Raw genomic sequence first — 24,764 nt, forward strand, 5'->3', positions numbered from 1 at the left:
ATGGTGAGAGCGGGGGCGCGGTTGGTTGCCGGGCTGTGCGAGACTCCGGCGCATCATTTCCCTGAGGAGATCAGATGCAGCTCGACAACTTGCAGAGCCAGCACCAGTTCCACGTCCGCCAGCGGCTGCGGATGATGGTCAACCAGTACGAGGTCCGGGCGGTCTCCCCGGACGGCACCGAGGGTGAGCTGCTCGCGTTCGCACAGCAGAAGCGACTCGCCTTCAAGGAGCAGGTGACGATCTACACGGACGACTCGAAGCAGCAGCCCCTGCTCGGCTTCAAGGCCCGTCAGCGCCTCGACCTCGGTGCCACGTACGACGTGACCGACGCTGCCGGCAACGCGATCGGCCTGTTCCGCAAGGACTTCGCCCAGTCGCTGCTGCGGTCGACCTGGCACGTCGAGCAGGCCGGTCTGCCGCAGGTGACGGGTCAGGAGCGCAGCTTGCCGGTTGCCCTGCTGCGCCGGTTCGTCGACTCGCTGTCCTGGCTGCCGTACCACTTCGACTTCACCGCCAATGGCCAGCCGGCCTTCACCGTGGTGAAGAAGTGGGGCCTGCGCGACAAGTACGTCGTCGAGGTGCAGAACCCGCAGCTCGACCGCCGCCTCGTCATCGCGATGGCCGTGGCGCTCGACGCGCTCCAGTCGCGCTGACAGTCCAGCCCCTGTGCGCCGCCCGCCGCTGATCCGCGGCGGGCGGCGCGCTGGCGGGCGGCCCGTTGGCGCGCGGCCCGTTGGCGCACGGCGCGTCAGGTTCCTGCTCAGCCGCGCAGCGGGCCGGCCCGGGCCGTCGACGTCGCGACCCGGGACGTTCCGGGTAGGGGCGTGAACGCCACCTCGACAGTCACCAGCATGTCCAGCCCGTCGAGGCGACAAGCGGTCAGCCGGCCCCCGTTGCGTCCGGCGATGTCACCTGCCAACGCGCAGGCCCTCTCGTCGCCGTCGAGTGCCCGGGCGGCGCCGGCCAGGGCGCCGAGATCGGCGGCCACCGCTGCCCGTTGACGCGCCATCCCGGCGGCGGCGACGGCCGCGCCGAACGTCCCGAACAGCACGAAGACCAGCCCGATCGCCAGGATCAGGACTGTCGCACCCCCGCGCTCCGCCTCCAACCGACAGTCGTCGAATCGGTTGGCGTCAGGGGTGTGCCTGGAGCGACACGACGCGCTGTCAGTTCGTCGCAGCCCGATGCGGTCCGGCGAGCAGTCAGTTCGTCGCACTGCCGACCCCCTCGGCAGCGCCAGGTTCCATCGCGGCGACAGCAGTGGCGGACACGGTGATCCGCCCAAGCCGGCCGCCCAGCGTCCGGACGGGTGCGCGCACCGTCGCCCGCACCCGCTCGCCGTCGACGGACACCGACACCTCCGCGTCCGGCGGTCCCGTGGGCCCGCCTCCCCCGCCTCGGGCGGCGGCCAGTGCCGCCTCCCGGGCGGTGTGCAGGCAACTCGCCTGGGTGCTGACGGCGTTGACCGCGCTCAGCCCGGCAAGCAGGAGCAGGAGCAGCGCCGGCAGACCGGCCGCCAGTTCGGCGGTGAACGACCCGCGGTCCCCGCTGGCGGCCCGTACCGCAGCGCGGAATCTGAACCCACCACCAGCCGCACGCCCGGACCTCCGATCGCGGCCGGCCTGCCGGCGCCCGATCACTTCAACGCCCGGTCAATGACGGCGGTCAACGCCGACTGGACGTTGCCGGACGTCAGCACCTTCAGCAGGATCCCGGCGAACGCGACAGCGGCGAGCGTGCCGACGGCGTACTCGGCCGTGTTCATCCCGGCGTCGCCCCGCAGGCGGCCGATGAGTTTGCGCATGGCTGTTCCCTTTCTCGATGGGTCAGAGCACGTCGCCGAGGACAGCGACGATCACCGGCACCAGGCCGGCGAGAATGAACGCGGGCAGGAAGCAGAGCCCCAACGGCAGCACGATGAGCACGCCCGCCCGGCGGGCCGACGCCTCGGCGGCCGTGGCCCGGTCGGCACGCAGGTCGTCGGCGAGCCGGGTCAGCGCACCGGCCAGGGCGGCACCACTGTTTGCCGAACGCAACGCGGCCGATGCCAGCCGCTCCGCACCCGGCACCCCGTCGAGCGCGGACCACGCCTCCGCAGGACCGCCACCGAGCAGCAGGGTGCGACCGACCCGGGCCAGCCTGCCGGCGAGCGGACCGTCCAACGCCTCCGCGACGGCCAGCACCGAACGGTCCACCGGAGCACCGGCCCGCATCGCCGCGGCCAACAGGTCGGCGGCGAGCGGCAGGTCGACGGCCTCCCGAAGCCGGCGTATGCGGGCAGCCGGCGGTTCGATCCGCCGCAGGCCCACATCCAGCAGGTACGCGGCCAGGGCCCCGCCGAGCAGCCCGAACCACCCTTCGATCACCACAGCCACGGCGAGCCCACCCAGGCCCGCCGCGAGCCGGATGGCGTCCGGCCGCCGCCACCTGGCGGACCCGCGCTTCGTCGCTGGCTCGCTCCCCGCTCCACGCTGGGACATCAGGCGGCCTGCCCCGGGGTGGCGCCCAGCCGCTCGGCCCAGAGCAGACCGACGACCTGGAGGGCGACCGCGACGATCGCGCAGATGCCGCCGACCGTGTCGTGCAGGAGCACCGCCACGGGATCGACGCCGATCCCGTACCCGAGCCCAATCCCGCCGACCGGCAGGCCCGCCAACAGCCAGGCCGTGGCCCTGGCGCCAGCCGCCTGTGCCGCGGCGGCGGCGAGCCCTCGGTCGGTGGCCCGCGCGTCCGCCTCGATCCGCTCGACGAGTTCCGCCAGGGGTGCGCCCGTCCGGTCCGCCAGCCGCACCGCAGCAGAGGTCAGCTGGCGGAGCCGGTCCGAGCCGCCGACCGAGGCGATGTCGATGGCCGACGGCGCGGGCAGGCCGGCTCGCAGGTCCGCCGCGAGGCCACAGAGCTGGTCCAACGCACGCCGCCGGACCCGGTCGGCGCGCCGGTTGGCCCGCCGACGCAACAGGCCACGCACGATCAACGTGCCGTACCCGCCCATTGCGACGCCGCCGACCGGACCGGCGACCACGGCACCGGCACCGGCCCCCACCAGGCAGACCAGCAGCAGTGCGCGCGCCGGTCGTGCCCCTGCGGTCGCGGTCGCGCGCGACCCGCCACCAACTCGGTCGGCGACCCGTGGGTCCTCGTTGCCGACATCCCTTGGCAGGACCGTCGGAATCGCAGTCGCGTTGCGGCTCAGCTCGTCCGCGTCCCGGGCGATGCGACTGTCGGCCGGGCCGACTGACGGGCCGATCAGACGATCGACCTCGGGCTCCCCGACACCGACCGTCGGCACGGCCACGGAGCCGTCGGCGCGGGGGTCCGCGTCCAGGACCACCGCTCCCGACCGGGTGGCGCCGGCGGGGCGACGGAGGTCCCGGCGGGTCGGCGGACGGGCCGGGCCCGGCGGACGAGTCGGGCCGCCCTCCCCCGCCCATCTCGTGCCGCTCAGAGTGTCCCGCGTGTAGGGGGCGGCCAGCGTCCGTCCGCCACCGGCGGTCGGCGGGCGAGGCGAAGCGGTGGTCGGGCGGCCAGAAGGTGGCGGATCTCCGGGCGTGCGGCCCAGTTCCCTCACCCACTGCACGAGGGCCTCATCCGGATCAACGCCGGCGGTGCCTCCACCCCCGGCCAGCACCCGACGGCGGCGGGCCCGGACGGTCCGCACCGGCCACGCCACCAGAACCGCGGCGGCCACGAGCAGCACCACCACAAGCATCGTTCCGCCGGTCATGCCGGACCCGCCGTTCCGGGCCACGGCTCACCGAGGATCGGTGGCACCGCCACGCCACGCTCGTGCAGCAGCGCCCCCAGCGCACGGGCCGCCTGCCCCAGACCACGACCACGCACCCAGGCGGGGACCACCGTGACCAGCCGGTCCGGTCCCTCCGGGAGCAACAGACAGATCGACTCCAGGACCCGCCCACGGTCGCCACGTCGTACCTGAAAAAGGACCTGTAACGCGGCGACCACCTGGGCATGCAGCGCGGCCCGGGGCAGGCCGCCCAGCATGCCGAGCGCCTCCAGCCGCGCCGGTACGTCGGACGGCGCGTTGGCGTGCAACGTGCCGGCGCCGCCGTCGTGGCCGGTATTGAGCGCGGCCAGCAGTGCCAGTGACATTGTTTCAAATACCGGGGTATCGTCCGGGCGTGGAGACCAAACGCGCCGCCATCTACTGCCGGATTAGCCGAGACAAGGAAGGCCGTAACCTGGGCGTAGCCCGTCAGCGGCAGGACTGTGAGGCCCTCGCCCAGCGGCTCGGCTGGGATGTGCTGGAAGTGTTTGTAGACAACGACATCAGCGCGTCCACCCGTTCAACCAAACCACGTCCCGGCTTCGAGGACATGATCCGGCGCGTTGAGGCGGGCGAGTTCAACGCGATCTTGTCCTACTCCACGTCACGGCTCACCCGTCGTCCGATGGAACACGAGCGGCTGATCCCGCTCTTCAAGGAACGCAAGATTCCTATCTCCACGGTCAAGGCTGGCGACATCGACTACACCACCGCCAGGGGGCGGAGCCGTGCCCGTGATGACGCCAGACGCGACGCGGAGGAAGCCGAGGAGATATCCGAGCGGGTGTCCCGAGCTGCGCAACAGCGGGCAGAGAACGGCGAATGGCACGGCGGTACACCCCCGTTCGGCTTCCTCGCGATCAAGGAAGTCGTCAAGGGCCGGGAGCGTGTGGTCGACCTCCGGCCACACCCGGAGCATGCCGCTTGGGTGAAGGACGCAATCGATCGCCTGCTGGCGGGTGAGTCGCTGTATGGCATCTGCACCGACTGGAACCGTCAGGGCAGGCGCACAGGCTGGAAGCAATACGCCCGGACCGAGTCCGGCGGGTTTGCTCGGGACGACAGAGGAAGACGCATCAAGGCCGACGAGGACTCTGCCTGGCACCCCCGGACCTTGAAACGGGTGGTCACCTCCCCCACGATCGCCGGGTACCGAGAACTCGATGGCCAGAAGTACAAGGCGACATGGGGGCCAATCGTTGATCTCGACGATTGGGAGCGAGTTCGGACGCTGCTTGATGCGCCGGAGCGCAAGCTACGGGGGTTCAGCAACGGCAACGCCAGGAAGTACGAGCTGTCGGGTCTGGTGTTCTGCGCTGGGACGATGAAGGACGGATCAACTTGCGGACGAGTCATGGTGTCGATGACCAGTACCCGGGTGGTGCGTGGTAAGCGGGTGCGGCGGGTGTCGTTTGTCTGCAACCAGTTGGCTACCGGCGGCTGTGGCAGCATGCGGATCGAGATGGTTCATCTTGAGCGGTGGATCGAACAACTGCTCTTCACCCGAGCCGACTCTCCGGAGCTACGCACCGCCATGTCTGTGCAGGCCGACGACATCAACGAGGCCGAACAAGCCTTGCGGAAGTCACTCGCTGACGGAGAACGCCGACTTGAGCGGGTCGAGGACGAGTACGACGCCGAAGAGATCACGAAGGTTGAGTACCGCCGACGCCGAGCCAAGATCATGAAGCAGGTAGACGCCGACCGGGCGGCGCTCGCCAAGGCCACACGGTCACGGGTCCACACCCGCCTGCCGTCCGGTGACGAACTGCGCAGGGTGTGGAACGACAGGGACAACACCTGGAAGCGCACCATCATTGGCTCGGTCATCGAGCGGATCGAAGTATCCCGGCATCCGGCAGGCGTGGCTACCAACTTGACTCCCGTGCGGGACGAAGACCCCGAGGCGTTCAGTCAGCGGCTTGACCTTCACCGTGCGCAGGTGCTCCGTCAGCGGGTCGACGTGCAGTGGTGGGCTTAGTTCGCAGAGCCCGCTCCGAAAGGAATCTCTCCAGCATCTCGCGTTCCTTGCGCTTCACAAACCACGGGCGGGGCCATCGAGGGCCAAGAACTAGTGGGACTCGCTGGTACGCACCGATAGTACGAATGGGCTCGTCTCTTCCAACTCGCATCCACGATCTACCCTCAGCATCAACGTAGGTGATCACCAGACGAAAGGCAGACGCCAACATGGTGCCGTCTGGGATTTCTACTGGATCATCGAGGATGATCCTCCCGAGGATCTCTCCCTCTACGACGTCGTTTCCTGGATGCAGCCCTATCCATTCCCGGCCGTCTTTCTCCCGCACCACTCTTATATCGAAGTCCAGAATGGGAGCCGAACTGTAATTCTTCACCGACCATTCAAACTGGGTGACACTGCCATGCACCAGATCGAGCGGACCCCACTGCAACGTTGTGGCCTGCGGGCCATAGCCAACGATGCGCCCGACGACCAGCCGAGCCTGTGCCGCTTCCTGGTCCCGCTGCTCATCTCGACGTACGCGGATCTCATGGCGGAACAGCAGGCCGGTGAAGATCACGGCAAACGTCGACATCACCAGACCGGCGAGACTCCCCCACGCCTGCATCCAGTCAGTGATCTTCGGGGCTTCAGCAGCAAGCACCCGGACAGGGTAGGACCTCGATGCGACATGGCCAGGTCACGCGGCAGTCCCACCAGTTGGAGGCCGAGTCTCAGACCAGATGGGAAGGGGGTTAGGACTGGCCAGGAGTCGTCTTACGTTGGTTTCGCTCCACTACGGAGCGTAACCACCGAGGAGGACGCCATGACCGAACCGACCAAACCCGCCGCCACCACCGCGAAGGCCACCGAGGCCGCCACCCGCAAGAGCCCGGCCAAGAAGGCCACCGTGGCGAAGCCGGAGTTCGCTCCCAAGGTTGGAGAAAACGGCCGCCTGAACCACGCGACGTGTGGACACCCCCGTGACCTCAAGGGCCGGGCTGCGTGCCGTGCCAACCACGCGAAGGCCACCAAATGACCGCCGACATGCTCGCTGCGTTCGATCGCTTCAAGGCGCAGGTTGACCGGGCGCACGAGGCGGCGCGGGATCGCCTGGCTGTCCAGGACCTCACCGGCGCTCAGGCGCTCCTGGCTCGCATCGGCCACACCCACGCCAAGGCCGCAACGCTACTGGGGAAGGTCGCGGCCCCGTGCATCATCTGCGCCAAGGACGAACACGACGGGACCGAGGATCACCCGATGGCCCGCACAGACACGTTGAACGATTGACCCATGGCGGGGATGCCCGCCAATACGGCTTAGGCCGTCACGCGACGGTTGGGAGCCCTCTTCCGCCCCGGTTGCCCGACCGCCACGGGTGCCGGGGCGGATCGCAGCCCGGCTTTCATAACGAAGATCGACCGTCGAGCGACGGCATCGCCTCGGGCGTCCAGCTCGTACCCGTCCAGCCACACCCACCCGTCGTACGTGATCCAGTCGAGCACGCGGATGAGGCGGAACCTGATGGGCCGCATGAACTGCACGCTGGCCGCTCGGTCCACGATCAACACGTCTCCGGCCTTCACGCCAGCCACCCGAGGAACCTGCGATGCACGGCGTCGGTGGGAGCCCAGGTGAGGTCCTGCGTCGCTGCCACCAGGTGCGAGGCCATGTAGATCCGAAGGGCTACCGGGGAAGCTGCGTACTCGTCCAGCAGCTCCACGCGGCGTGTGGGACAGGGCCAGGGGCGTTCACACGTCTCGCATAGCCACAGCGGGAGGACCGGTCCGTGCGCGGTCATCAGCGCTCACCTGGCCAGTGACCCCGGTTGATCGGGATCTTGTGTCTGGCGCGACACGGCAGCTCGTTCCCGCACTTGCAGACGTTCCGCCACTTGATCCACGACCACACCGGCTTATGCCTGCGGGCCAGGGTCATGGCTACGGCAGTCAGATACTCCGCATAACGGATGCGTCGGGTCATCCGCCCATGGCATCACGGGGAGTTGTACGACGGCAACCCCCAAAGGCGTTGTCGGACCCAGTTTGGCCTGGTGCAACTCCCAGGGCTCCTACCGTCAGATTGTGGAGTTGCTTGGGCTGGATGAGATCCGCGACTTGCTTGGCGGGATCAGCAAGCAGCGCGCCACGATCATCGTGGGCCGCAAGGGATTCCCTGACCCGCTCGCCACCTTGAGCATGGGCCGCGTCTGGGATGGCAAGGCCGTCCGAGCTTGGATCGCCAAGAACCGGCCTGGCCCCACCGACGAGGACTGACTGGGGCGCGGCGACCGCCGGTGATCATCGACGCTTTTTCCTTGAAAACTGCCCCGGCAGCGAGGGCTGTTCGTCTGGCTCGGGTCCATCCGCCACCTGCGGATTGAAGGGACGCAGCCCAGCGAGACTGTCAAGGATGGCAGGCCGCTCATCTGGCTTGGTGTCACGTAGTGCCATCTCGGCCAAGGCTCGGTCCCGGTCAGCCTTGATCTTGAAATGCAGTAGTTTGGCACCCGCGAGCACGACGGCAGAGATGCTTGGAACGACTATCCAGAGCCCAGGATCTTCGAGCCCCACGACTCATGTCCCCTCACTCTGGTCGAGTGAGGCACACAGGACTCAGCTCGACCAGTACGCGTTGACTGGTGAAGCCGAGGTCCTGCACCGACTGAGCAAGATCTCAGATGTTGCATGGTGCCTTCGAGGCACCGACGTATCGGGAACTACCACGACCCAGCATAAGAAGCTCTGACCCGGCGAACGGCCTGTCGGCTGGCCACGCCAGGGCGCAAGTCGCTGCAATGAGCAGCCGTCACCTGCGCACTCCCTGTCTGATCTACATGTCATTTATTTCAGGGAGACGTCGATGAGTGTACCTGCACCGACATCCCGTTCACTGGCCAACACCCCCCGTCCGCATGGATGGGAGGCGCTGGCTAAGGGTGTTCAGTTGGTCGCAGAGACGATGTCACCGCGCGTCGGGGGTACCGGTCACCCCCGGCGTGTTCAGTACGGCTGCACTTTGATCACGCGGTTGGCGAACAGGGCGGACGGTGAGCCCGAGGGCGGATTGACGCGGTACTTGGCGGTGAAGGTGTAGGTGCCGGGATATAGACCCTCGACGAAGATCTCGACCGAGGAACGTCCGACCACGCGGGTGCTGGTGCCGGTTGATCCCCCACCGACCGACAAGCTGTCGAGGTCATCTGGCGCGATGGCGAAGCTGCCATCGCTCTTCTCGATCAGCACTCCCATCAGCGCCATACCGCCGTTAGGTGCCTCCATGTACGCGGTCAGGGTCACGATCGCTCGGCCCAACTCCCCGATGGTGACCCCGGAGAGCGTGGGGCCTGCTCCATCGCTCAGGTTGGTGTAGCTGGTAGAGGTAGTAGTGCCCGGCGTGCTTTTCTCTGCCTTCTTTGGACCGAAGATGAAGTCTTCGAGCTTGACGAGGGTTCCGGAGGCGTCCACCAAGCCGAGGCCGTAGTCCCCATCCGTCAGCTCACCGGCAAGAACCTTGACGTTGCCGGACTCGTCGCAGATCTCCATGCCCACCCGCCCAGTGCCGGGAAGCTCACCCAGGCGGGCCATCGTCTGCCCGTTCTTGTAGAAGATCTCCAGCCGGGAGTCACCCTCACCGTCAGCCGAGGGGCCGAGCCGGGCCATCACCGGACCTGTGCCGCCCTTGGGTACGCCTCCGGTGTAATACACCTCCATCGAGCCATCAGCGCTGCGAATCTGCATCGTCTTTGCCATCTCAAATCTCCTTCAACAGTTGACGCGGTACGGGCTCCGGCCACATCTCGGCCGTGCCGGGTGTGGGTGGCTGAACGCCGAGCGACGCAGCGGCTTTCGCGGCGGCAGCGATGAAGAGGGGACCGTGCCCGGTGATCCGGTCCTGCTGCCAGCAGTCCTGGTGGACCATCTCGTGTAGCAGCACTCCGAAGAGAAGATCCGGGTGGTCGAGCAAGGCTCGGTCAAGACCGACTGACCAGCCCTCGGCATCCCACGCACCCGCGAGCCTCGCCCCCGGACTGTCTTTGCTGAGGATCCAGGGATGTATCCGGATGAGTGCTGGGCGAAGCCGTCCACCGAAGCAGACGGCGTTAAGCCGGTCGTAGACCAGGGGCAGATACTGGGGGTCCATCACAAGATCCGCCCCTCGTTGTGCGCCTCACGCAGGGGTCGGGGCATCCGGTCGTCCACACCCGGCATCGGCGCGTCTTCCTCTTCGTCATCGTCTTCCGTGAATTCGCCATCCAGCACGGTCTGTCCGTCGATCCGGTCAAGCGATTGCTTGAGCTGCCTGCGCCGTTCCGGCGTCAGGTGGCGAAGGTCCTGCGGGAGCCCGTCATCGAGAAGGATCGCGGGCACCAGGGCCGTCTTCACCTTGTCATGCGGGGACAGCTCAGCGTCGATCGTCATGCGCTGCTTGGCCTTGCCGAGGGCCTGTTCCATGAGCCAAGTCGCAGCCGCGAACTGAACCTTGGGGTCGATGCCCGGATCAGCGAGGGCACGACGAAGGGCTTTCGTCGCGAGGGGCAAGAGCGCCATCACGTCGCTGAAGGCATGCCCCTTCAGTCGGCGCATCGCCTCGGCCTGCACGTCCATCGTGAGCCAGGACGGAGGTTGACCACGGAAGTTTCCTTGACTGTTCCGCGGCCTGCCTTTCGCGAGTTCTTCCATGTCCCACTCAGAGACAGGCTTGTAGCCAATCTCGACCAACATGGCCTTGTCCCGTGCTGGGTTGGTGCCGTTCCTAAGGCGCTTGCGGATCTCACCCGGCTTGCGCGACAGTTCCCGATCGCCCACACCACACCTCCCGTGTGCGAAGGGAGGGCCAGGCGCGATAGCCCGACCCTCCCCGGTTGTTGGTTCAGTACGTCAGGTCGTCGGCAGACGGGGCGTTGTCCCCCGTGGCGCGGGCACCCACGAACTCATCCGGTCGGGGCTCTCGACGTGGCGCGGGGATCTGGTTGGCGAAGTCCAGCAGCGACGGCTGAGTCGTGCGCAGGACCGGGTACCGCTCGGTGAACTCCCGCTGGTAGTCGTCCGGGGTCAGCGCGGCGAACTCTTCGATCTCCGCGTCTTCCTCCACGAGCGTGTCGTGGACTTGCATGATCTGCCCGTGTCGGGCATTGATGTCCCGTAGCGCGGCCTTGGCTTGGGCCGGTGTGATGCGGCCCCAGTCGAGTTCGGCCCGGATCTTCTTGAGCTGCTTCGTCAGCTCGTCGCAGGCGTCGAACACCCTCTCCCGGCGCGCGTCGCGGTTCTTCTTGAAGCGCTCGGAGTACGCGGCCTGATGCTTCTGCTCCCACTCCTGCGACTTGCGCCGGATCGCCTCCCGGACGACATCTCTACTCCGGCCAGACAGGTTGTCGGCTTCGTATTCGAAGGACCGCCAGTCCGGCAGCCATGGCGAGTTGAGTCGATGGTCGGTCATCAGTTGCTCCCGTGCGAAGAGGGCGCCTGCTGGTCGGTGTGGACCTCGGCGGTGGGGTCGGTCGTGTCGGACTGGTACAGCGCCCGGAGGGTTTCCGAGGCGGTCGGCTCGTGCGGGTAGGGCTGCGTCAGCCCGGCCACACCGCCGAACTCGCTTTCATCCGTGCGGTCTACGAGCGACGACAGGTGGTCGTCCACCGCGCGGTAGGGGTTCATCACTGCGCCTCGCGGAATTCGAGCGGCTGAGCCTGGTGGGGAGTCCTCGCACCTGCTTTCACCGCCGGGAACCGATCAGCGGTGGCAGTAGCTCCGCCATCGGCGGCAGCGCCGAATTCCTCTTCCTCGCGGATGGCGTCAGCCGTCTTCTTCATCTCCGCGCGCAGCTGATCGAGGGCCTTCTGACCGCGCTTCGGGTTGATCTTCTTGTGGTTGACGGGCATTGGTCGCCTCCTTACTTCAGTCGGTCAGGGATCGAGGTGGTGACCGTGGCAGTAGTCGGCGTCGCCGCGTGCCACGAGATGTGCACGTCCACGTGCTGGGCCGCGACAACCGCACCGCACGTGCCGCAGACGCGGACGTAGTCGTTGGAGTAGTCAGTGATCCCGCTGGCCGGGTTGGCGGGATTGCTGAAGACGGGACCGGTGACCGGCAGCTTCAACAGCTCGATCTTGTTCGCGGGAACTGGCATGGCTTTTCTCCCATTCCTTGTCGATGAGTTGCCGGACCACACCAGCCAATGAACGGCCGCTGCGCGTGGCGAGGCTTTCCAGTCGGTATCGCTGCGCCTCTGACATCGAGACATCCAGCGACACCGGGAACTCCGGCAGCTTTCCCCGAGCGCCCATAGCGCCCCTTCCAGTCCGTTAAAAACGTTCCGGGAACCATTTTGCCGCACGATCAAACTCGAAACTGGACACGCGCTAAGGGACCTACAAAGAGACACCATAAAACGCATTTCGTTGTATCTTCGCCTGTCCACACCACCGGTTAGCGCGCCAATGGCGGGCGGTCTTCATTTCGCCTTAGAGCCGTTCCAGCACCCCGGACCCGTACCGACACCCCGACCGGGCGCGTGGTGGCCTCTGTGGACGATTGGAGATGCTTCCCGCGCGTGCTGGGGGTCGGCGTGGGTGGACAACATTGCCAGCCAGAACAGAGGTGAGGTGGCGACCTACGAATCGCGAGACCAGGAGAACGGTCATCACCTACGAAGACAGCCCCCACACCCGAAGGCATGAGGGCCGTCCGTCGCCTTTTACCGGGTACGCTTTTTTACCGGGTACGCGTACCCGGTAACGACCCGACCGAGTGACGTTACGTAAGAGCGGGATTTTCTTTCTTTTGTATACATGTGCCCGTTTCCGTTTCCCGTTTACCGGGTACGCGTACCCGGTACGTGAGAATGCGGAACGTACCCGGTAACGGTAGGTCAATCCGGCAGCGCGTATCGAGTGCCCTTGATCTGCGCGCCTCGTCCCTTGGTGGCGTTCACGAGTCCATCCCTCACCATCCCGTCGAGGACTTCTTCCAGGTCAGCCGCGGACCTCTTCAGGCTCGGCGTCTTCTTCAACTCGTTGAGCGACAGCGACCCCGTCTCCGACGTGCCTAGGGCAGCGAGCACCTTGTCGCGGATCTTCTGGACCCGTTCCTCCGTCAACCTCTTCACCTGGCGCTCCGCGACGATCTGGCGCAGACCTGCGTTGCGACCCGCCTGGACGTGCGCCTGACGGTTCACCTCGTTGAGCCGAGCTAACACCTTGTCGCGCTCACGGTTCGACACGTCCATGACGACCTTGGCGAGCTGCCAGTCTTCCGACGAGACGTCGATCCGCCCATCGAGCAGCGCCATGACCGCAGCGACCTTGAAGCGAGTGAGCAGGGCGTGGGAGTCCAGCGCTTCGGCGTCGAAGCCTGCCGCGTTCCGGCGCAAGAGGTCCTTGTCCAGTTCGTCCAGGGCTTCGGCTGGCACGCCCATCTCACCGGACCACTCGGGCTTGTTCCACTCCCAGGTCTTTGCGTCGTAGGCAGGCCGGACCTCATCCATCGCGTCGTCGTAGGCGGGCAGCCAGACGAACCGCTGAGGCGTACCGCCGCCAGCCTTCTCGAACAGCACCTTGGCGCGGTCGGGCTGCACACCCATGACCAGCCCCAGGCGGTAGGTGTGGGCACCGATCGGAAGGCGCTTGGCTGGGTCGACGTACGCCCCGCCGAGGGCTTCGCCTGAGTACGCCTGCCGCAGCTCGCTGTCCAGCGTCGATTCCCCGCCCTTCGTCAGGGCAGCGAACTTGTCGACCTCCGGGATCTCGAACAGGACCCGCGTAGCCAGGGTGGTGATGCTGCCGTCCTTCTCCCGCTTCTTGAACAGGTGAGGGATGCCCTGGCCCGACCCGATGCTGTGCGGCTGGATGTCGGAGAACACCTCGACGCACTTGCCCGCATGGCGCATCAGGCGGCCCTTGCCCTGACCGCTCACCCCGACGAGCGCCAAGAACAGATTCAGCGACCCTTCGTCGGGCAAGACCACGCCCGGTTCTACGGCCACACACGCCCGGACGAGGATCGTGCCCAGCAGGCCCCACGGAGACAGGCGGTTGGCCTTCGCGTACCGGTAGATGTGCTGGAACAGGGCGCGACGGCTCCAGAACCCTTCCTCGCCCGTCCACGGCTCGACCGGGCGGGCCCTGCGCAGCACAGCCGTACCGTCTTCGACAGACCCGACGATGGTGTACTTCCCGTCGTCGTTCTGGTCCATGCGCTTAGACCACATGGTGTCGATCTGCTCGGGCCACCCGCCGGATCGGCTGTCGAACTTGTCCACACCCGGCGCGTAGTTCGCCAGGATGGCATGTACCTGGTCGCGGGTGTAGCCCGCCTCGATCACGCGGCTAACGGCCTTGTAGGCCATGCGGTACCGCGACCCACCATCCTCAACCTGCTCCCGCGTGAGGCGCCTGATGTGGCTGGGCAGGTTGTCCGGCACCGGCACGTCAGCAACGTCGACAGATACTTGCTTCGCTGCCGCCCTCACGTACACCCGCAGCCGGGCCATGAGCTTGTCGGCGTCGATCCGCTCCCGGCCGTACTCGATGATCTCCGCCGGGTACGGCCGGTCGTTGCGCTTGGCTGGGTCGGGGTGCAGGTGCTTGTAGTTCCAACTGAAGGGCACCCGCATATAGGCAGAGTCCGGCTTGACCGCAGGGTCACCGCCAACCAGCGCGGCCAGCCCTTCCTGAATCGCCCGGTGCTCGGCCAGCGTGACCGACCGCGAGAGCCGTGCGTAGACGTGGAACCGGCCGGGCGTGCCCGATGACACGATGCGGAACCCCCAGCGCCTCAGCGTTGCTCTGACGATCTCCGTCAGGCCCTTGTCGGCATCGGCCCACACCACCCACCGGTCATCAGTGCTGTTGCCGCCGCTGCGGTCGGGTGTGGACATGGGCAATGGGCAGTAGAAGACCTCGATCGGCTCGCCCGCCTCGATCTGCTGCGTGACCTCAGCAAAGTACGTACGGAACCACTGGTGAGACCGCTCGGTCATCTTGCCCGTCGACCGGTTGTAGATCCCGATGAACTTGTGGCCCTTGGTCCCCGCGAAGACCCACCGAAGGTGGTCCAGCTCCGGCTTGCCGAAGTCGATCTTCCTCTTCGTCGCAGTCATCCCCCGTGCCCTCCGGTCAGGTAGTTCCAGCGGCCCTGGTACACCTCGTTGAGCAGGTCGACATCACCGATCTGGTAGAGGGCGAACATCCACAGGATGAAGTGGTAACCCGCCTCCAACTGCGCGGGCGTCGGAGCCAGGGCGAGACCCCACGTCAGGGCCTCGCAGAAGCCTTCGTCGTGCAGCAGGGTGAAGATGTGCGGGCTGGTGTCTTGCTTCGTAAGCAGGTCCCGCGCCCAGTCCGGCGGCCAGGGGGACTCGGTGAAGTTGATCCACCTGGGGGTGGCTCCGTTTTGGGGAGTTTCGGAGTTAGACATATGATTTGCTCACTTCTCGGATTGATTCACCACGAGGGCTCCTGCGCAGCGGCCGTGCGGGAGCCCTCACCTTTTGCGCCAGAGGGTGGCCAGGTTGCCCACGATGGACAGGTCCTGGATTACCGGCGATAGCCCCTGCTCACGGGCCGAACGAACGGCAGCCTGAGCCGCAACCTCTTCGAATGTCTCCGGGGTCGGCCACTCAGCCTCGGGCCAACAGGTAGCGACAGTCCGGGGGCGGAAGTCCATCCGTCGACGTGAGGCGGTCATGACAGCCCTCGCCACGGGTTCTTGCTCGCGTCGTACGGCTTGGCCCGGACTTGCTCGGTGAACAACTTCGTGACCGGGATGCCGACCAGCGCCGGAAGGTCGTTGATGACCTCTGGTCTGGGGCGGATGCGTCCGGCCAGGGCATCGAGGAAGTGACGTTCAGGGACGCCGATCTTCTCGGAAAGGTCTTTCAGGATGTAGCCGCGACGCCGCAGCAACAGGCGCGCGGGCTGATCGCCGAATCGGGAAGGCACGAGGGGTGTTCCTGTCTCCCGCCCCGAAGGAACGGACCGAGGAACCACCAGACGTCGGTAAGCGGGTAGTGACCCGCCTGGTGGATCTCCTCGGTTGAAGACAGATGCAGCGTCGACCCAGCGCTACCTCGCCACCCCAGAACGACCGCCCGTACGGCCATCCGGTGCGTGATCACCATACCCCGAACACCGAACTAGACGCTGGGCTCCGAGTTCGTCGCAGAGCGTTGGGCATGTGCCCACACCGCCGGATACCCCAACCCGCACCCACCAGCGTCTCTAGGGCGATCTCAGGGCCTCTAGGCGAGCGCCCACCATGAATCGAATGGGTCCGGTTGGGGCGGTACGTGGTCGTACCTGGTCAAGTAGTCGGGCCGGTAGCCGTCGTCGCATTGCCCGACTGGCGGCCTGCCCTCCCGGCACCGACGACGCGCGGCAGTGGTAGCGGGGTGGTTGTGTCCGGTGTGGTCCATCACGAAGCTGACTTCCAGCATCTGCCCCTCACGATGAGGCTGATCTGGGTCTGACTGACTCCGTACTGCTGGGCTACTTCGGCTTGACTGACTCCTCCCTCCGCATACCACGATCGGATCTCATCAGCCTCAGCTTTGGTCAATTTGGCGTTGGGCCAGCGCGACCCCGGGGGGCGAGTCCACGTCGGTTTACGCCTCTCAACCCGAACCGGCGGCTTATCCTCGTCTGCGTCCCCAGGTTCCGGGCGAAGACGCACGCTGTCGACCTGCGCACCCTGGCTGATGTGCAAGCCAGCGGCGAGCAACCGTAGCTCTAGCCGGGCCTCTTGCTCTGCCGCTATGCGCCGGACCTTGGCACGCACTTCGGGATCGTCGAGGTCTTCCAGCACAACCGGTCCGTCCTCGGCCCACACCGCCTCATCACGCTGGCGCTCCTGGTCACACGTTCCGTCCTTGCGCTGGGGACGTGCGTTGACGCGGGTTGTCTTCGCCTTGGGCTTGCCGGTCCAGTTCCAGTCGGCAAACCGTTGCCGAAGGGTCGGCAGGTCTGACTCGCTGAACTTGTACGGAACACCCGACCCAACCGCTTTGACAGGGGACGACGGGGACCGGAGGAACTGACGGAGGGTGCGGGGGGTGGTTCCCAGGGCCTCGGCGACCTCGGCAGTGTTCATGTGAGGCATGGCTACTCCGGTGTTCGAAACGGTGTCATGTCGTCAGATCGACCACCTCACCGCCCCGGCACTCGCCCACCACCAGCCGGTCGGGCCGCATCCGCAGCGCCTGCCGGACCAGGTCCCCGAGACTGACCACGCCCGACCCCTCGACGTTGGCGGTACGTGCCTGGAGCCCCACCACGTGCGGATGGCCGGGGCGCAGCTCGGCGGCGTCCTCCACCAGCACGATCCGCTCGGTCGCCGGCACCAGGGCGAGCAGTGTGTTGAGCAGGGTTGTCTTGCCCGACCCGGTGCCACCGGTCACCAGGTACGCCAGCCGGGCGGCGACCACGGCAGCGAGCACGGGAGCCACAGGTCGGGGCACCGTCCCCTGGCGCACCAGCTCGTCGAGGGTGAACGGCCGGTGCCGGAAGGTACGCAGCGACAGGTAGGGACCCTCGGTCGCAACCGGCGGCAGCACGGCGTGCAACCGGGTGCCGTCGGCCAGCCGGGCGTCCGCGTACGGGGAGCCGTCGTCGAGCCGACGTCCGGCGCTGGCGATGAGTCGCTGCGCCAACCGGCGGACGTCCTCCACTGTGCCCACCGGCACCGGGACCTGGTGCAGCCCCGCTCCCCGGTCGACCCACACGCGGACGCCGTTGACCAGTACGTCGGTCACCTCCGGATCGGCCAGCAGCGGCGCCAGCGGCCCGGCGCCGACGAGGTCGTCGTGCACCCGGTCAGCGATGCGCAGCACGGCGGTGTCGCCGAGCACCGCGGCGGCGGGTTCCGCGCGTACGGCGGACACGATCGCCGCAGGCGTGACCGGGGTGGTGGCACCGGCGATGCGCTGCCGCACCCGGGCGGCGAGGGAGGGGTCGTCCGGCCGGCCCGTCATGCCGCACCTGCCGCGGGTACGCCGGTGAGGTCGGCGACCATCCGTTGGCAGAGCGCCGCCAGTGGCCCCTTCCCGGCGGCGGCCGGCGCCTCGCCCCGCTCCAACCCCCGACACAGCCCCGGCTCGGGGCGCAGCGTGCCGGCGAGGGGCAGCCCGAGCGCCCGCGCCACCTCGGTGGCACGTAATCGACCCGGGGCGGGCCCGCGCACCACCACCGAGAGCGCGGCGCAGTGCGGAGCGGCGGCGGCCACCACCCGGGCGGCAGCGGCGACGGCGCGCAACTCCGCAGGTACGACGACGTACGCCTGATCAGCCGCCTGCAACGCGACCACGGCGGCGTCGTCCAACTGCCGGGGCAGGTCGATGACCACGAAGTCCCGGCCACGTCGGGCGGCGTCGACTGTCGCCGCCATCGCCGACGCGGGCAACGCCAGCAGGTCGCCGCGATCCCAGGAGAGGACCACCAGGTCGCCCCGGCTGGGCAGCGCCTGGACCAACGCTGGGGCGTCGACCCGCCCGTCGGCGCCACTGAGCGACGGCCAGCGCAGCCCTTCCAACTGCTCCCAACCGAGTACGAGGTCGAGACCACCGCCGAGCGGATCGGCGTCGACCAGCAGAGTGCGCAGCCGCGCCCGCGCCGCGGTGACCGCCAGGCCACCGGCGAGAACACTCGCGCCGGCGCCACCGCGCCCGCCGAACAGCGCCACGATCCGCGCGCCGGAGCCGTCAGCATCACCGGGACTCTGCTCGGCGAACCGGTCCACCAGCCACGGTTCGGCAGTCGGCAACGTGGCGACATGCTCGGCGCCGATCAGCTCGGCGATCTGCCAACCAGGGTCGAGCTGACCGGCCCGGCCCACAAGCACCAGCCGGGGCCGATGGGGCAAACGGGCCCGCAGGCACGACTGCGCCTGGTCGGCGCCGAGCAGGACCAGAGGCGCGGGAAGCCAGCGGGTACGGGCCGCCGCGGGATCGGCGGCGAGCTCCACCTCGGTGCCGCCGGCGGCGGCGAGCCGGAGCAGATCGTCGAGCAGGTCATCGTCGCCGGTGACGAGCAGGGGAAGCCGTCTGATCGGGGGTGGAACGGAGGTACGGGGTGGCATCGCGGCCTCCAGCGGTCGGCTCGGTTGTGCCGCCGACACTGCTCTCGACCAGCCCTCGCTGAACGCCCCTGACGGGCCTTCTGTGGATAACTGGGGCGCCTGTGGACAACGCCCACCGGGACAATGGATCTGCTATGCGCGAGGATCGCGGATCCGTACCTCCACGACACCGCCGGATAGCCTGCACCGACCGCGACGACCACGGAGCCCGACATGAAGCTGCCGCCCGGAGCCACCGGCTTCGACCGGCCGCCCGGCACCCACGCGGATCTCGCGGCCTTCACCGCCGTCTGTCACCACGCGGCCCGCGCCATCGACGCCACCGTCACCGGCGTCACTCCCGCAGGTGTCACGCCTAACTTCCACACGGTCGATATCGCCGACGCCCCACACCACATCGCGGTGCTGCGGCACACCACGCTGCCGTTCGTCGCCTTCGCCCGCCCCCACGCCATCGGCGACGTCGCCGTCACGTTCATCGACCATCCAGGCCTCGCCGCCGTCATCACCAACCTGACCGACGTCCAGGCCCTCACCGTCGACCAGGTACAGACCCCTCTGACACAGATCGACCTGAGCGCCCTCGACCCCGGCGAGCACGACCAGATCAGCTACTGGAAGCCGACCACCCTCGGCGAGCTGTTGTTCAACTTCTGGGACTGAACACCAGTAGCACGTGGTGGGGTCAGACACGCCGGCAGTCGGTCACTGGCGTACAGCCGCAGAAACGCCCACAGACGGGCCGGAGGACGACCTGTGAGCGGCGGTGGAGCGCTCCCCCGGAAAGGGACGACCCCCGTCGGGGGGACGCGGTCTCAAGCTGTTGGCTACTACCGAATCGTGGCGGCCTGCGTCACTGAACAGGGGTCGGGCGTCGTCCCTTGCTGTCCAGGTCGGACCCTCGTCAACGCTGGTGCTGCCTCATTGTTGGGCCACCTGCACGACGGGTGGCCTCTCGCTCCCGGACGACGATCAAGGCTAGCTGGCTTCCACCACTGGCTGCGAGCTGCCGAACGCTCAGATGAACGCACCTACGTCCATACCACTGCCAGGAATCGCCAAGTCCTTCCGGATCCTCAACAAAAGATCGATCTCTGCGTGGTCGTACGCGACCTGCCCCTCATGAAACTTGGGGTCATCCGGGTCGTCGTGCCTGCAACCATGTCCCCACTGCCAGGCCGCGTTGTAGGCCGCAGCGGCTGCCGCAGCAACTGGGGGCGCAGCGTAGATCCTCAAACGGTTGAGCCGCTCGAAGGCCGGTGCATGCCAGGCGTCAGGCAGCTCGGGCTCGTCAAGGAAGCCATAGCCCTTGTCATAAGCCAACCGTGCCATGGCCTTAAGTGAGTCGTAGAAGTCGACGTAGGACTCGCGGCGATGATCGACCGTCCTGGCCTCATCCTCTCGGGACCACCGCTCGCGCTCACGTGCCCGTTCTCGCTCCCAGGTCCTATCTTCTCGCCGGTCCGATCGGCGCTGCGTGATCAGCACGCCCGCGACGCCACAGGAGAGCGTGCCGAGTACGCCGATCACCGCAACCGCGAGGGGCACCCAGAGTGGCGTCACACACCGATCATGCAGACCGCGTCAACTTCATCAGGTCCCGGCATGGACTCGAACCCCTAACCCGTAGGGCTGCTGGGGAGCGTCTGATATCGGACTGTTCGACGTTTCAACGTGGGTCGTAGCTGTTGATACCTCTCCATGTTTCGCATGCGTTCTCGCTCCCGGTTGTGCCGGATCTGTGCCCGATGATCTCCAAGACGTCTACGCGAACTTCACATACTGCCGCTCCTCGCCCTGGTTGCCAGCAGCCAGGGTTCGGCCATAGACCTGGCAGTAGTCACCTGTTTGTGGATAGCCCGGCGCTCGTCTGGCTACACCCAACCGTCAAGCGGCTCCCCTGACCCCTTCCTCTAAGGTCCTCCTAGCAACCAGGGAGTCGAGTGACCCACAGGCGTAGGTGCAGACTTTCGGGAACTGGCCCATCACCCTCCCGCTGGGCCGTTCGTTGGTACCCTCAAACCAGGCGAAACGGACTTCGAGAGCAAAGATCTGGTTGGCGGGACGGTTGACACAGGCGGTACGTTGTTGGTTCAACTACGGCTACAGGACGACTACTTAGCGTCAATATGGGTTACATTCACAACAGGTCGGGTATCCGTGGAAGCTGGGAAACCCGATCTTCGGGCGGAAGGGGAGAGATGGACCAGGAGTTTCGGGATCTCATCGACTCGCTCGGCAACATGATCTGCGACCGTGTGCACGAGTTTCCAGTCTCTGAAATTCGGATTGCCGCCAACGAAGATCTTTGCACAGCCATCGTTACCGCCTACGTGACGCACTCACTATCCGATCAGGATTACACCGCCGTAATGGCGCGCCTAATCAGTGCTCGCGAGTTTTACCTCGACGAACTCTCGATTGGCTTCGCTATTAGTCTGCTCGACCACGAAGATTCTGGTGGAGTAGCGGAGGCGGCCGGCTCTCGCGAGTTCGCTTACTCCGGCTGCTGACCCATGACGCGGCCAGTCCTCCAGGTTGCCGACCACGCAGCTAGGGCGGTAGCCCACCATCAAACTGCCGACTCATTACTTGCCCGAGGTGAGGAATGGGCGGCAGTTTGCTATTTCTATGCCTCTCTGCATAGAATTCGCGCTGCACTTCTAGATGATCCGATCTTCCGCGATCCCTCGCAACTGGCTGCTAAGCATGCAGCTCTTCGCCCTGCTGATGCGCATTGCACAAAGCACATGGGCTACACGAGAAGATTGTCCAACGGGGGGAGCAGGAAGATTTGGGGACTCAATGAGTTGGCCTCTCTCTTCTACCCTGTAATCGCCCCTGGCTATGAACTCTTATATAATTCCTCGCTTGAGGTTCGCTACCAACATGGCCTCGCGACTCTTTCGCTGCAAGGTGCGGGAAAGCATGCGGACCTCATCCGTGACGACTTTTTAAGCGGGAATTTAAGGGCGTAGCGACACCTCCCCCCAGTGCAAACGAACCTCATTCCGTTTGCCGTCGACCCGCCTCATAGAGGGCGGGTCGCCTCCCGGTCCCCCACATCAAGCGGACCTTGACGCTCTGGGGTGACCGGCGACGAGTCGGGGTCGGGGTTGGCGGCGCACCTTGTAAGGGCAGGCCATCGGCCTGCCCACGACTCCTGCCCGAGGGTCGCAGAGGCTCCGAGGTCAAGGGCGGCCCGTAGGGCCGTCGCTTGCGACGCGTAGCGCCCTTGAGCTTGGAGGGGCGGCCCGGCACACTCGCGCCGCCAACCCCGACCCCGACGGCCGCGACCTGCCGCGTGGACCCGGCGTGCCCCCACGCTGCGCCGCGCCGATCGGGCGCGGCCCGGCCGGCTGCCGGCCTACGAACCTCAACCACCCTCGGCGCTATCGTCAGCGGCGGCCCCTTGGGCTTCCCGCTTCCGCGCCAGCCGACGGGCGATGGCATGGCTGGCCCCGACCGGCTAAGGGAGGGGTCAGACGCGCGCCCAGGCGGCGGCGCGCGGCCCGTCTAGGGCCGCCTTGAAGACGTACAGAAAGTTCGAACCACTTTGCCGGCAGTCCGGTGTCCGGTCTCGGGACCTACGTGACAGATCGGTATCAGGACCTGGGTGACATTCCGCGAGAGCGCGTAAGCGACCGGCGTGCGGCCGGTCACGTCAAGTCGTCTCGGGCGTCGGTCGGCGGCGTCTGCGCTCTTCCCAACGGGCTTGTCGCTCGGCATAGGCACGCCGCGCATCCGCCAGGCTGACCGGCCGTTCGGCGTAGGCACGCCGGGCGTCCGTCAGACTGAGCGAACCGTTGGGGCCGCCTCGTACCGTGTCAGCGTCCTCCTCATCCTGCCCGTCGTCCTCCCACCAGCAGACGAAGCAGATTTCGAAGTGACCTCGCCCCTCAAGCGTCGGGTGCCGGCAGCAGGGACACGCGTACGGTCCGCCGCTTGGTGCAGCAACTACAGATCGCTGGTTCAACGCCTCCATGTAGTGCTCAAACCACCTGGCGCGGCGCGCCAGCTCTTCTGCGGACGGCCCCTCCTGCTTACCGGCATGCTCGTCCATCCTCGGTATCTCTCTCTGTCGATCAAGTTCGAGTATCGCGCTCAGCATAGGAAGACCTACTGCGGGGAGGAGGTGGTGCCAGCGCTCGCCGACCAGAGCGGTTCGCAACTCTGTCGGCACGAACCGCCCGAGGCCAACAAGGTCGTCTAGCTGGACCTGTCACCTACGTTCTGAGACTGATCTGTCACGGAGGTGTTGAGACCCGACATCGCCGGCAGTCCGGCCGACCTGGTCAGAGGCGGAGGCGCCCCTGATGTTCGCCGAACGATCGGGTGAGGCTGTCTAGAGCAGCTATGCCCTTCTCGGCGGTGCCGAGTGAGGGTCGACCGATGACGCCGCTGCTGGTGTAGGCAGCCATGCCGGGCGTGAGCAGGTGCGGCCGGTGGTCGGCCGTCCAGTCCGCGGTTTCATTGCCAGCTCGGATTAGCTCGGGGGCGACGTGTAGTAGTAGCGATGTCTCCAGCTCGCCCGCGTGCATGTCCTCGTGGTTGCCGGTCTCCATGCCCGCATCGGCACGAGCCTTGGTCCAGGCCGTGTCCGTTGATGAGGACCAGGTGCTCGACGCTACCGGTACACCCACACCCCGGACGACTACGCCGCCCGGGTTCTGGAGGCGTTCGACGGCTCTGCTGCCTCTCTGCTGCCTCCGACCGCAGAAACGCCGTCCCTGGACGTTCTGGACGGGCCGGAGGACGACCTGTGAGCTGCGGTGGAGCGCTCCCCGGAAAGGGACGACCCCCGTCGGGGGGAGACGGGGGTCGTCGATGGTTCGGCTCCGGGGGGGTCGAGCCGAACCACTCAGCGGTCACGGGGGGTGCAACCGCCGAGGGTCTGTCTGTTTTCGTCGATGTGAAAGCTCGTCGTACCGACAAGTCTGCCTGAGCGCGCCCGTCACGTCGAGTGGTGCCGTCTCCACTCAGTGCGAAAATATCCTCGCGCAGTGTGAGCGTGATCACGCGGAGCGGAGATGGCGGTGCCGGCCCGCAGGTCTGAGGGGTGGCGTGACCCCGGGCACCCGCCGACGATAGACCATCGGGCTAGACTTTCGCGCCGTGGGCCGAAGTGCCGCTTTCTTCGATCTGGACAAGACCGTCATCGCCAAGTCGAGCGCCTTGGCGTTCGGTAGGCCGTTCTACCGGGACGGGCTGATCACCCGGCGTGACGTGGTCAAGTCGGCGTACGCGCAGCTGATGTTCCGGCTGGGCGGCACCGACGAGCAGACCATGGCCCGAACACGGGACTATCTGGCTGCGCTCTGCAAGGGCTGGCAGGTGGAGCAGGTCCGTCAGATCGTCGCGGAGACGCTGCACGAGCTGATCAACCCTTACGTGTACGCCGAGGCCGCCGCGTTGATCGAGGAGCATCAGGCCGCCGGTCGGGACGTGGTGCTGGTGTCCGCGTCGGGCGAGGAGATGGTCCGGCCGATCGGTGAGCTGCTCGGGGTGACCGACGTGATCGCCACCCGGATGACGGTGCGCGACGGCCGGTACAGCGGCGAGGTGGAGTTCTACGCGGCGGGTCCGAGCAAGGTCGAGGCGGTCACGGAGCTGGCCGCCCTGCGGGACTACGACCTTGCCGACTCGTACGCCTACTCCGACTCGTACAGCGATCGTCCGCTGTTGGAGTGCGTGGGGCACCCGAGTGTGGTGAACCCGGATCGGCAGTTGCGGCGGCTGGCGTCGGAGAACGCGTGGCCGGTGTTGGAGTTCCGGCACCCGATCCCGCTGGGCCGCCGGCTGCGGGAGCGGCCTGCCGTCCCGGTGGCCGCGGCGGCTCTGGGTGTCGGCGTGGGCGTGGCCATCGGCATCGCCTGGTACGGCAGGCACCGGCGCACCCGCGCCGCCACCACGGCCTGACACCCACTCCCGGGTCGGAGCCACGCCCCGA

Annotated in this window: 31 protein-coding genes and 1 pseudogene; 8 read left to right on the plus strand and 24 right to left on the minus strand. The window is 67.0% G+C overall.

What is annotated here, in order from left to right; genetic code table 11:
• Positions 1–74: 74 nt before the first annotated feature.
• Positions 75–653, plus strand: coding sequence for a hypothetical protein (locus AB0N27_RS15595; RefSeq protein ID WP_354816220.1), 579 nt, complete (start codon positions 75–77; stop codon positions 651–653).
• Positions 654–760: 107 nt separating this feature from the next.
• Here the strand turns inward: AB0N27_RS15595 and AB0N27_RS15600 are convergent, their stop codons facing one another.
• The 6 genes from AB0N27_RS15600 to AB0N27_RS15625 form a co-directional block, all read right to left on the minus strand.
• The gene (locus tag AB0N27_RS15600) at positions 761–1,108 is read right to left on the minus strand and encodes an Rv3654c family TadE-like protein (RefSeq protein ID WP_364369075.1); all 348 of its coding nucleotides are present in this window, start codon (positions 1,106–1,108) and stop codon (positions 761–763) included.
• 94 nt (positions 1,109–1,202) lie between these two features.
• Positions 1,203–1,640 carry a TadE family type IV pilus minor pilin gene (locus AB0N27_RS15605; RefSeq protein WP_364369078.1) on the minus strand — a complete coding sequence of 146 codons (438 nt, stop codon included), beginning with the start codon at positions 1,638–1,640 and terminating at the stop codon, positions 1,203–1,205.
• On the minus strand, positions 1,637–1,804 hold the full coding sequence (locus AB0N27_RS15610) for a DUF4244 domain-containing protein (protein WP_151492073.1): 168 nt from the start codon (positions 1,802–1,804) through the stop codon (positions 1,637–1,639). Before AB0N27_RS15610 ends, AB0N27_RS15605 begins: the two co-directional genes overlap by 4 nt.
• A 22-nt stretch (positions 1,805–1,826) precedes the next feature.
• Positions 1,827–2,480: a type II secretion system F family protein gene (locus AB0N27_RS15615; RefSeq protein ID WP_364369082.1), complete on the minus strand. Its 654-nt coding sequence runs from the start codon at positions 2,478–2,480 to the stop codon at positions 1,827–1,829.
• Positions 2,480–3,724 (minus strand): hypothetical protein, encoded by a 1,245-nt coding sequence (locus AB0N27_RS15620; RefSeq protein WP_364369085.1) that lies wholly within the window; start codon positions 3,722–3,724, stop codon positions 2,480–2,482. The genes AB0N27_RS15615 and AB0N27_RS15620 overlap by 1 nt, the downstream gene beginning before the upstream one ends.
• Positions 3,721–4,104, minus strand: coding sequence for an ATPase, T2SS/T4P/T4SS family (locus AB0N27_RS15625; RefSeq protein WP_364370750.1), 384 nt, complete (start codon positions 4,102–4,104; stop codon positions 3,721–3,723). The genes AB0N27_RS15620 and AB0N27_RS15625 overlap by 4 nt, the downstream gene beginning before the upstream one ends.
• Before the next feature lie 35 nt (positions 4,105–4,139).
• Here AB0N27_RS15625 and AB0N27_RS15630 point away from each other — a divergent pair, with 35 nt between their 5' ends.
• Positions 4,140–5,765, plus strand: coding sequence for a recombinase family protein (locus tag AB0N27_RS15630; protein ID WP_364369088.1), 1,626 nt, complete (start codon positions 4,140–4,142; stop codon positions 5,763–5,765).
• Here AB0N27_RS15630 and AB0N27_RS15635 read toward each other — a convergent pair.
• Entirely contained in the window at positions 5,695–6,411 is a 717-nt protein-coding gene (locus AB0N27_RS15635) for a hypothetical protein (protein WP_364369091.1), read from the minus strand. The genes AB0N27_RS15630 and AB0N27_RS15635 overlap by 71 nt on opposite strands.
• Before the next feature lie 162 nt (positions 6,412–6,573).
• Between AB0N27_RS15635 and AB0N27_RS15640 the strand changes: the two genes are divergently transcribed.
• Both AB0N27_RS15640 and AB0N27_RS15645 read left to right on the plus strand, forming a co-directional pair.
• Entirely contained in the window at positions 6,574–6,786 is a 213-nt protein-coding gene (locus AB0N27_RS15640) for a hypothetical protein (protein WP_364369094.1), read from the plus strand.
• Entirely contained in the window at positions 6,783–7,037 is a 255-nt protein-coding gene (locus AB0N27_RS15645; RefSeq protein ID WP_364369097.1) for a hypothetical protein, read from the plus strand. Before AB0N27_RS15640 ends, AB0N27_RS15645 begins: the two co-directional genes overlap by 4 nt.
• Positions 7,038–7,066: 29 nt before the next feature.
• On the opposite strand, the gene AB0N27_RS15650 is transcribed toward AB0N27_RS15645, so the two are convergent.
• Entirely contained in the window at positions 7,067–7,282 is a 216-nt protein-coding gene (locus tag AB0N27_RS15650) for a hypothetical protein (RefSeq protein WP_364370753.1), read from the minus strand.
• Between the two features lie 549 nt (positions 7,283–7,831).
• Here AB0N27_RS15650 and AB0N27_RS15655 point away from each other — a divergent pair.
• Positions 7,832–8,023, plus strand: a complete 192-nt coding sequence (locus tag AB0N27_RS15655) for a hypothetical protein (RefSeq protein ID WP_238679181.1) — start codon at positions 7,832–7,834, stop codon at positions 8,021–8,023.
• Positions 8,024–8,749: 726 nt separating this feature from the next.
• Here AB0N27_RS15655 and AB0N27_RS15660 read toward each other — a convergent pair.
• The 13 genes and pseudogenes from AB0N27_RS15660 to ssd form a co-directional block, all read right to left on the minus strand.
• The gene (locus tag AB0N27_RS15660) at positions 8,750–9,499 is read right to left on the minus strand and encodes a hypothetical protein (RefSeq protein WP_364369101.1); all 750 of its coding nucleotides are present in this window, start codon (positions 9,497–9,499) and stop codon (positions 8,750–8,752) included.
• Between the two features lies 1 nt (position 9,500).
• Positions 9,501–9,890 carry a SprT-like domain-containing protein gene (locus AB0N27_RS15665; RefSeq protein ID WP_364369104.1) on the minus strand — a complete coding sequence of 130 codons (390 nt, stop codon included), beginning with the start codon at positions 9,888–9,890 and terminating at the stop codon, positions 9,501–9,503.
• Complete coding sequence (locus tag AB0N27_RS15670; protein WP_364369107.1) at positions 9,890–10,555, minus strand: hypothetical protein; 666 nt, start codon at positions 10,553–10,555, stop codon at positions 9,890–9,892. The genes AB0N27_RS15665 and AB0N27_RS15670 overlap by 1 nt, the downstream gene beginning before the upstream one ends.
• A 64-nt stretch (positions 10,556–10,619) precedes the next feature.
• Positions 10,620–11,186, minus strand: a complete 567-nt coding sequence (locus AB0N27_RS15675; protein WP_364369110.1) for a hypothetical protein — start codon at positions 11,184–11,186, stop codon at positions 10,620–10,622.
• A complete protein-coding gene (locus AB0N27_RS15680; protein ID WP_364369114.1) occupies positions 11,186–11,401 on the minus strand; it encodes a hypothetical protein in 216 nt (71 codons plus the stop codon). The genes AB0N27_RS15675 and AB0N27_RS15680 overlap by 1 nt, the downstream gene beginning before the upstream one ends.
• Entirely contained in the window at positions 11,401–11,625 is a 225-nt protein-coding gene (locus AB0N27_RS15685; RefSeq protein ID WP_364369117.1) for a hypothetical protein, read from the minus strand. The genes AB0N27_RS15680 and AB0N27_RS15685 overlap by 1 nt, the downstream gene beginning before the upstream one ends.
• Before the next feature lie 11 nt (positions 11,626–11,636).
• Positions 11,637–11,873: a hypothetical protein gene (locus AB0N27_RS15690; RefSeq protein ID WP_364369118.1), complete on the minus strand. Its 237-nt coding sequence runs from the start codon at positions 11,871–11,873 to the stop codon at positions 11,637–11,639.
• A 741-nt stretch (positions 11,874–12,614) separates the two neighbouring features.
• Positions 12,615–14,843 carry a hypothetical protein gene (locus tag AB0N27_RS15695; protein WP_364369121.1) on the minus strand — a complete coding sequence of 743 codons (2,229 nt, stop codon included), beginning with the start codon at positions 14,841–14,843 and terminating at the stop codon, positions 12,615–12,617.
• The gene (locus tag AB0N27_RS15700; protein ID WP_364369124.1) at positions 14,840–15,160 is read right to left on the minus strand and encodes a hypothetical protein; all 321 of its coding nucleotides are present in this window, start codon (positions 15,158–15,160) and stop codon (positions 14,840–14,842) included. Before AB0N27_RS15700 ends, AB0N27_RS15695 begins: the two co-directional genes overlap by 4 nt.
• Before the next feature lie 266 nt (positions 15,161–15,426).
• Positions 15,427–15,684 carry a hypothetical protein gene (locus AB0N27_RS15705; protein ID WP_364369127.1) on the minus strand — a complete coding sequence of 86 codons (258 nt, stop codon included), beginning with the start codon at positions 15,682–15,684 and terminating at the stop codon, positions 15,427–15,429.
• A 472-nt stretch (positions 15,685–16,156) separates the two neighbouring features.
• A complete protein-coding gene (locus AB0N27_RS15710; protein ID WP_364369130.1) occupies positions 16,157–16,831 on the minus strand; it encodes a hypothetical protein in 675 nt (224 codons plus the stop codon).
• A gap of 43 nt (positions 16,832–16,874) precedes the next feature.
• A pseudogene (locus AB0N27_RS15715) lies at positions 16,875–17,711 on the minus strand (TadA family conjugal transfer-associated ATPase); the annotation flags it as partial.
• The gene (gene ssd, locus AB0N27_RS15720) at positions 17,708–18,814 is read right to left on the minus strand and encodes a septum site-determining protein Ssd (protein WP_364369133.1); all 1,107 of its coding nucleotides are present in this window, start codon (positions 18,812–18,814) and stop codon (positions 17,708–17,710) included. The pseudogene AB0N27_RS15715 and the gene ssd, both read right to left, overlap by 4 nt.
• A 213-nt stretch (positions 18,815–19,027) precedes the next feature.
• Between ssd and AB0N27_RS15725 the strand changes: the two genes are divergently transcribed.
• Entirely contained in the window at positions 19,028–19,477 is a 450-nt protein-coding gene (locus AB0N27_RS15725) for a hypothetical protein (RefSeq protein WP_364369136.1), read from the plus strand.
• 354 nt (positions 19,478–19,831) lie between these two features.
• Here AB0N27_RS15725 and AB0N27_RS15730 read toward each other — a convergent pair whose 3' ends face one another.
• On the minus strand, positions 19,832–20,377 hold the full coding sequence (locus AB0N27_RS15730) for a hypothetical protein (protein ID WP_364369139.1): 546 nt from the start codon (positions 20,375–20,377) through the stop codon (positions 19,832–19,834).
• 638 nt (positions 20,378–21,015) lie between these two features.
• Here AB0N27_RS15730 and AB0N27_RS15735 point away from each other — a divergent pair.
• A complete protein-coding gene (locus AB0N27_RS15735; protein ID WP_364369142.1) occupies positions 21,016–21,327 on the plus strand; it encodes a hypothetical protein in 312 nt (103 codons plus the stop codon).
• A 1,151-nt stretch (positions 21,328–22,478) separates the two neighbouring features.
• Here AB0N27_RS15735 and AB0N27_RS15740 read toward each other — a convergent pair.
• Positions 22,479–22,925 (minus strand): CPCC family cysteine-rich protein, encoded by a 447-nt coding sequence (locus tag AB0N27_RS15740; RefSeq protein ID WP_364369145.1) that lies wholly within the window; start codon positions 22,923–22,925, stop codon positions 22,479–22,481.
• Positions 22,926–23,109: 184 nt separating this feature from the next.
• Positions 23,110–23,457: a creatininase family protein gene (locus tag AB0N27_RS15745; protein WP_364369148.1), complete on the minus strand. Its 348-nt coding sequence runs from the start codon at positions 23,455–23,457 to the stop codon at positions 23,110–23,112.
• A gap of 472 nt (positions 23,458–23,929) precedes the next feature.
• Between AB0N27_RS15745 and AB0N27_RS15750 the strand changes: the two genes are divergently transcribed.
• Entirely contained in the window at positions 23,930–24,733 is an 804-nt protein-coding gene (locus AB0N27_RS15750) for an HAD-IB family hydrolase (RefSeq protein ID WP_364369151.1), read from the plus strand.
• Positions 24,734–24,764 lie beyond the last annotated feature (31 nt).

This window comes from Micromonospora sp. NPDC093244 (assembly GCF_040683695.1).
Lineage (GTDB): Bacteria > Actinomycetota > Actinomycetes > Mycobacteriales > Micromonosporaceae > Micromonospora.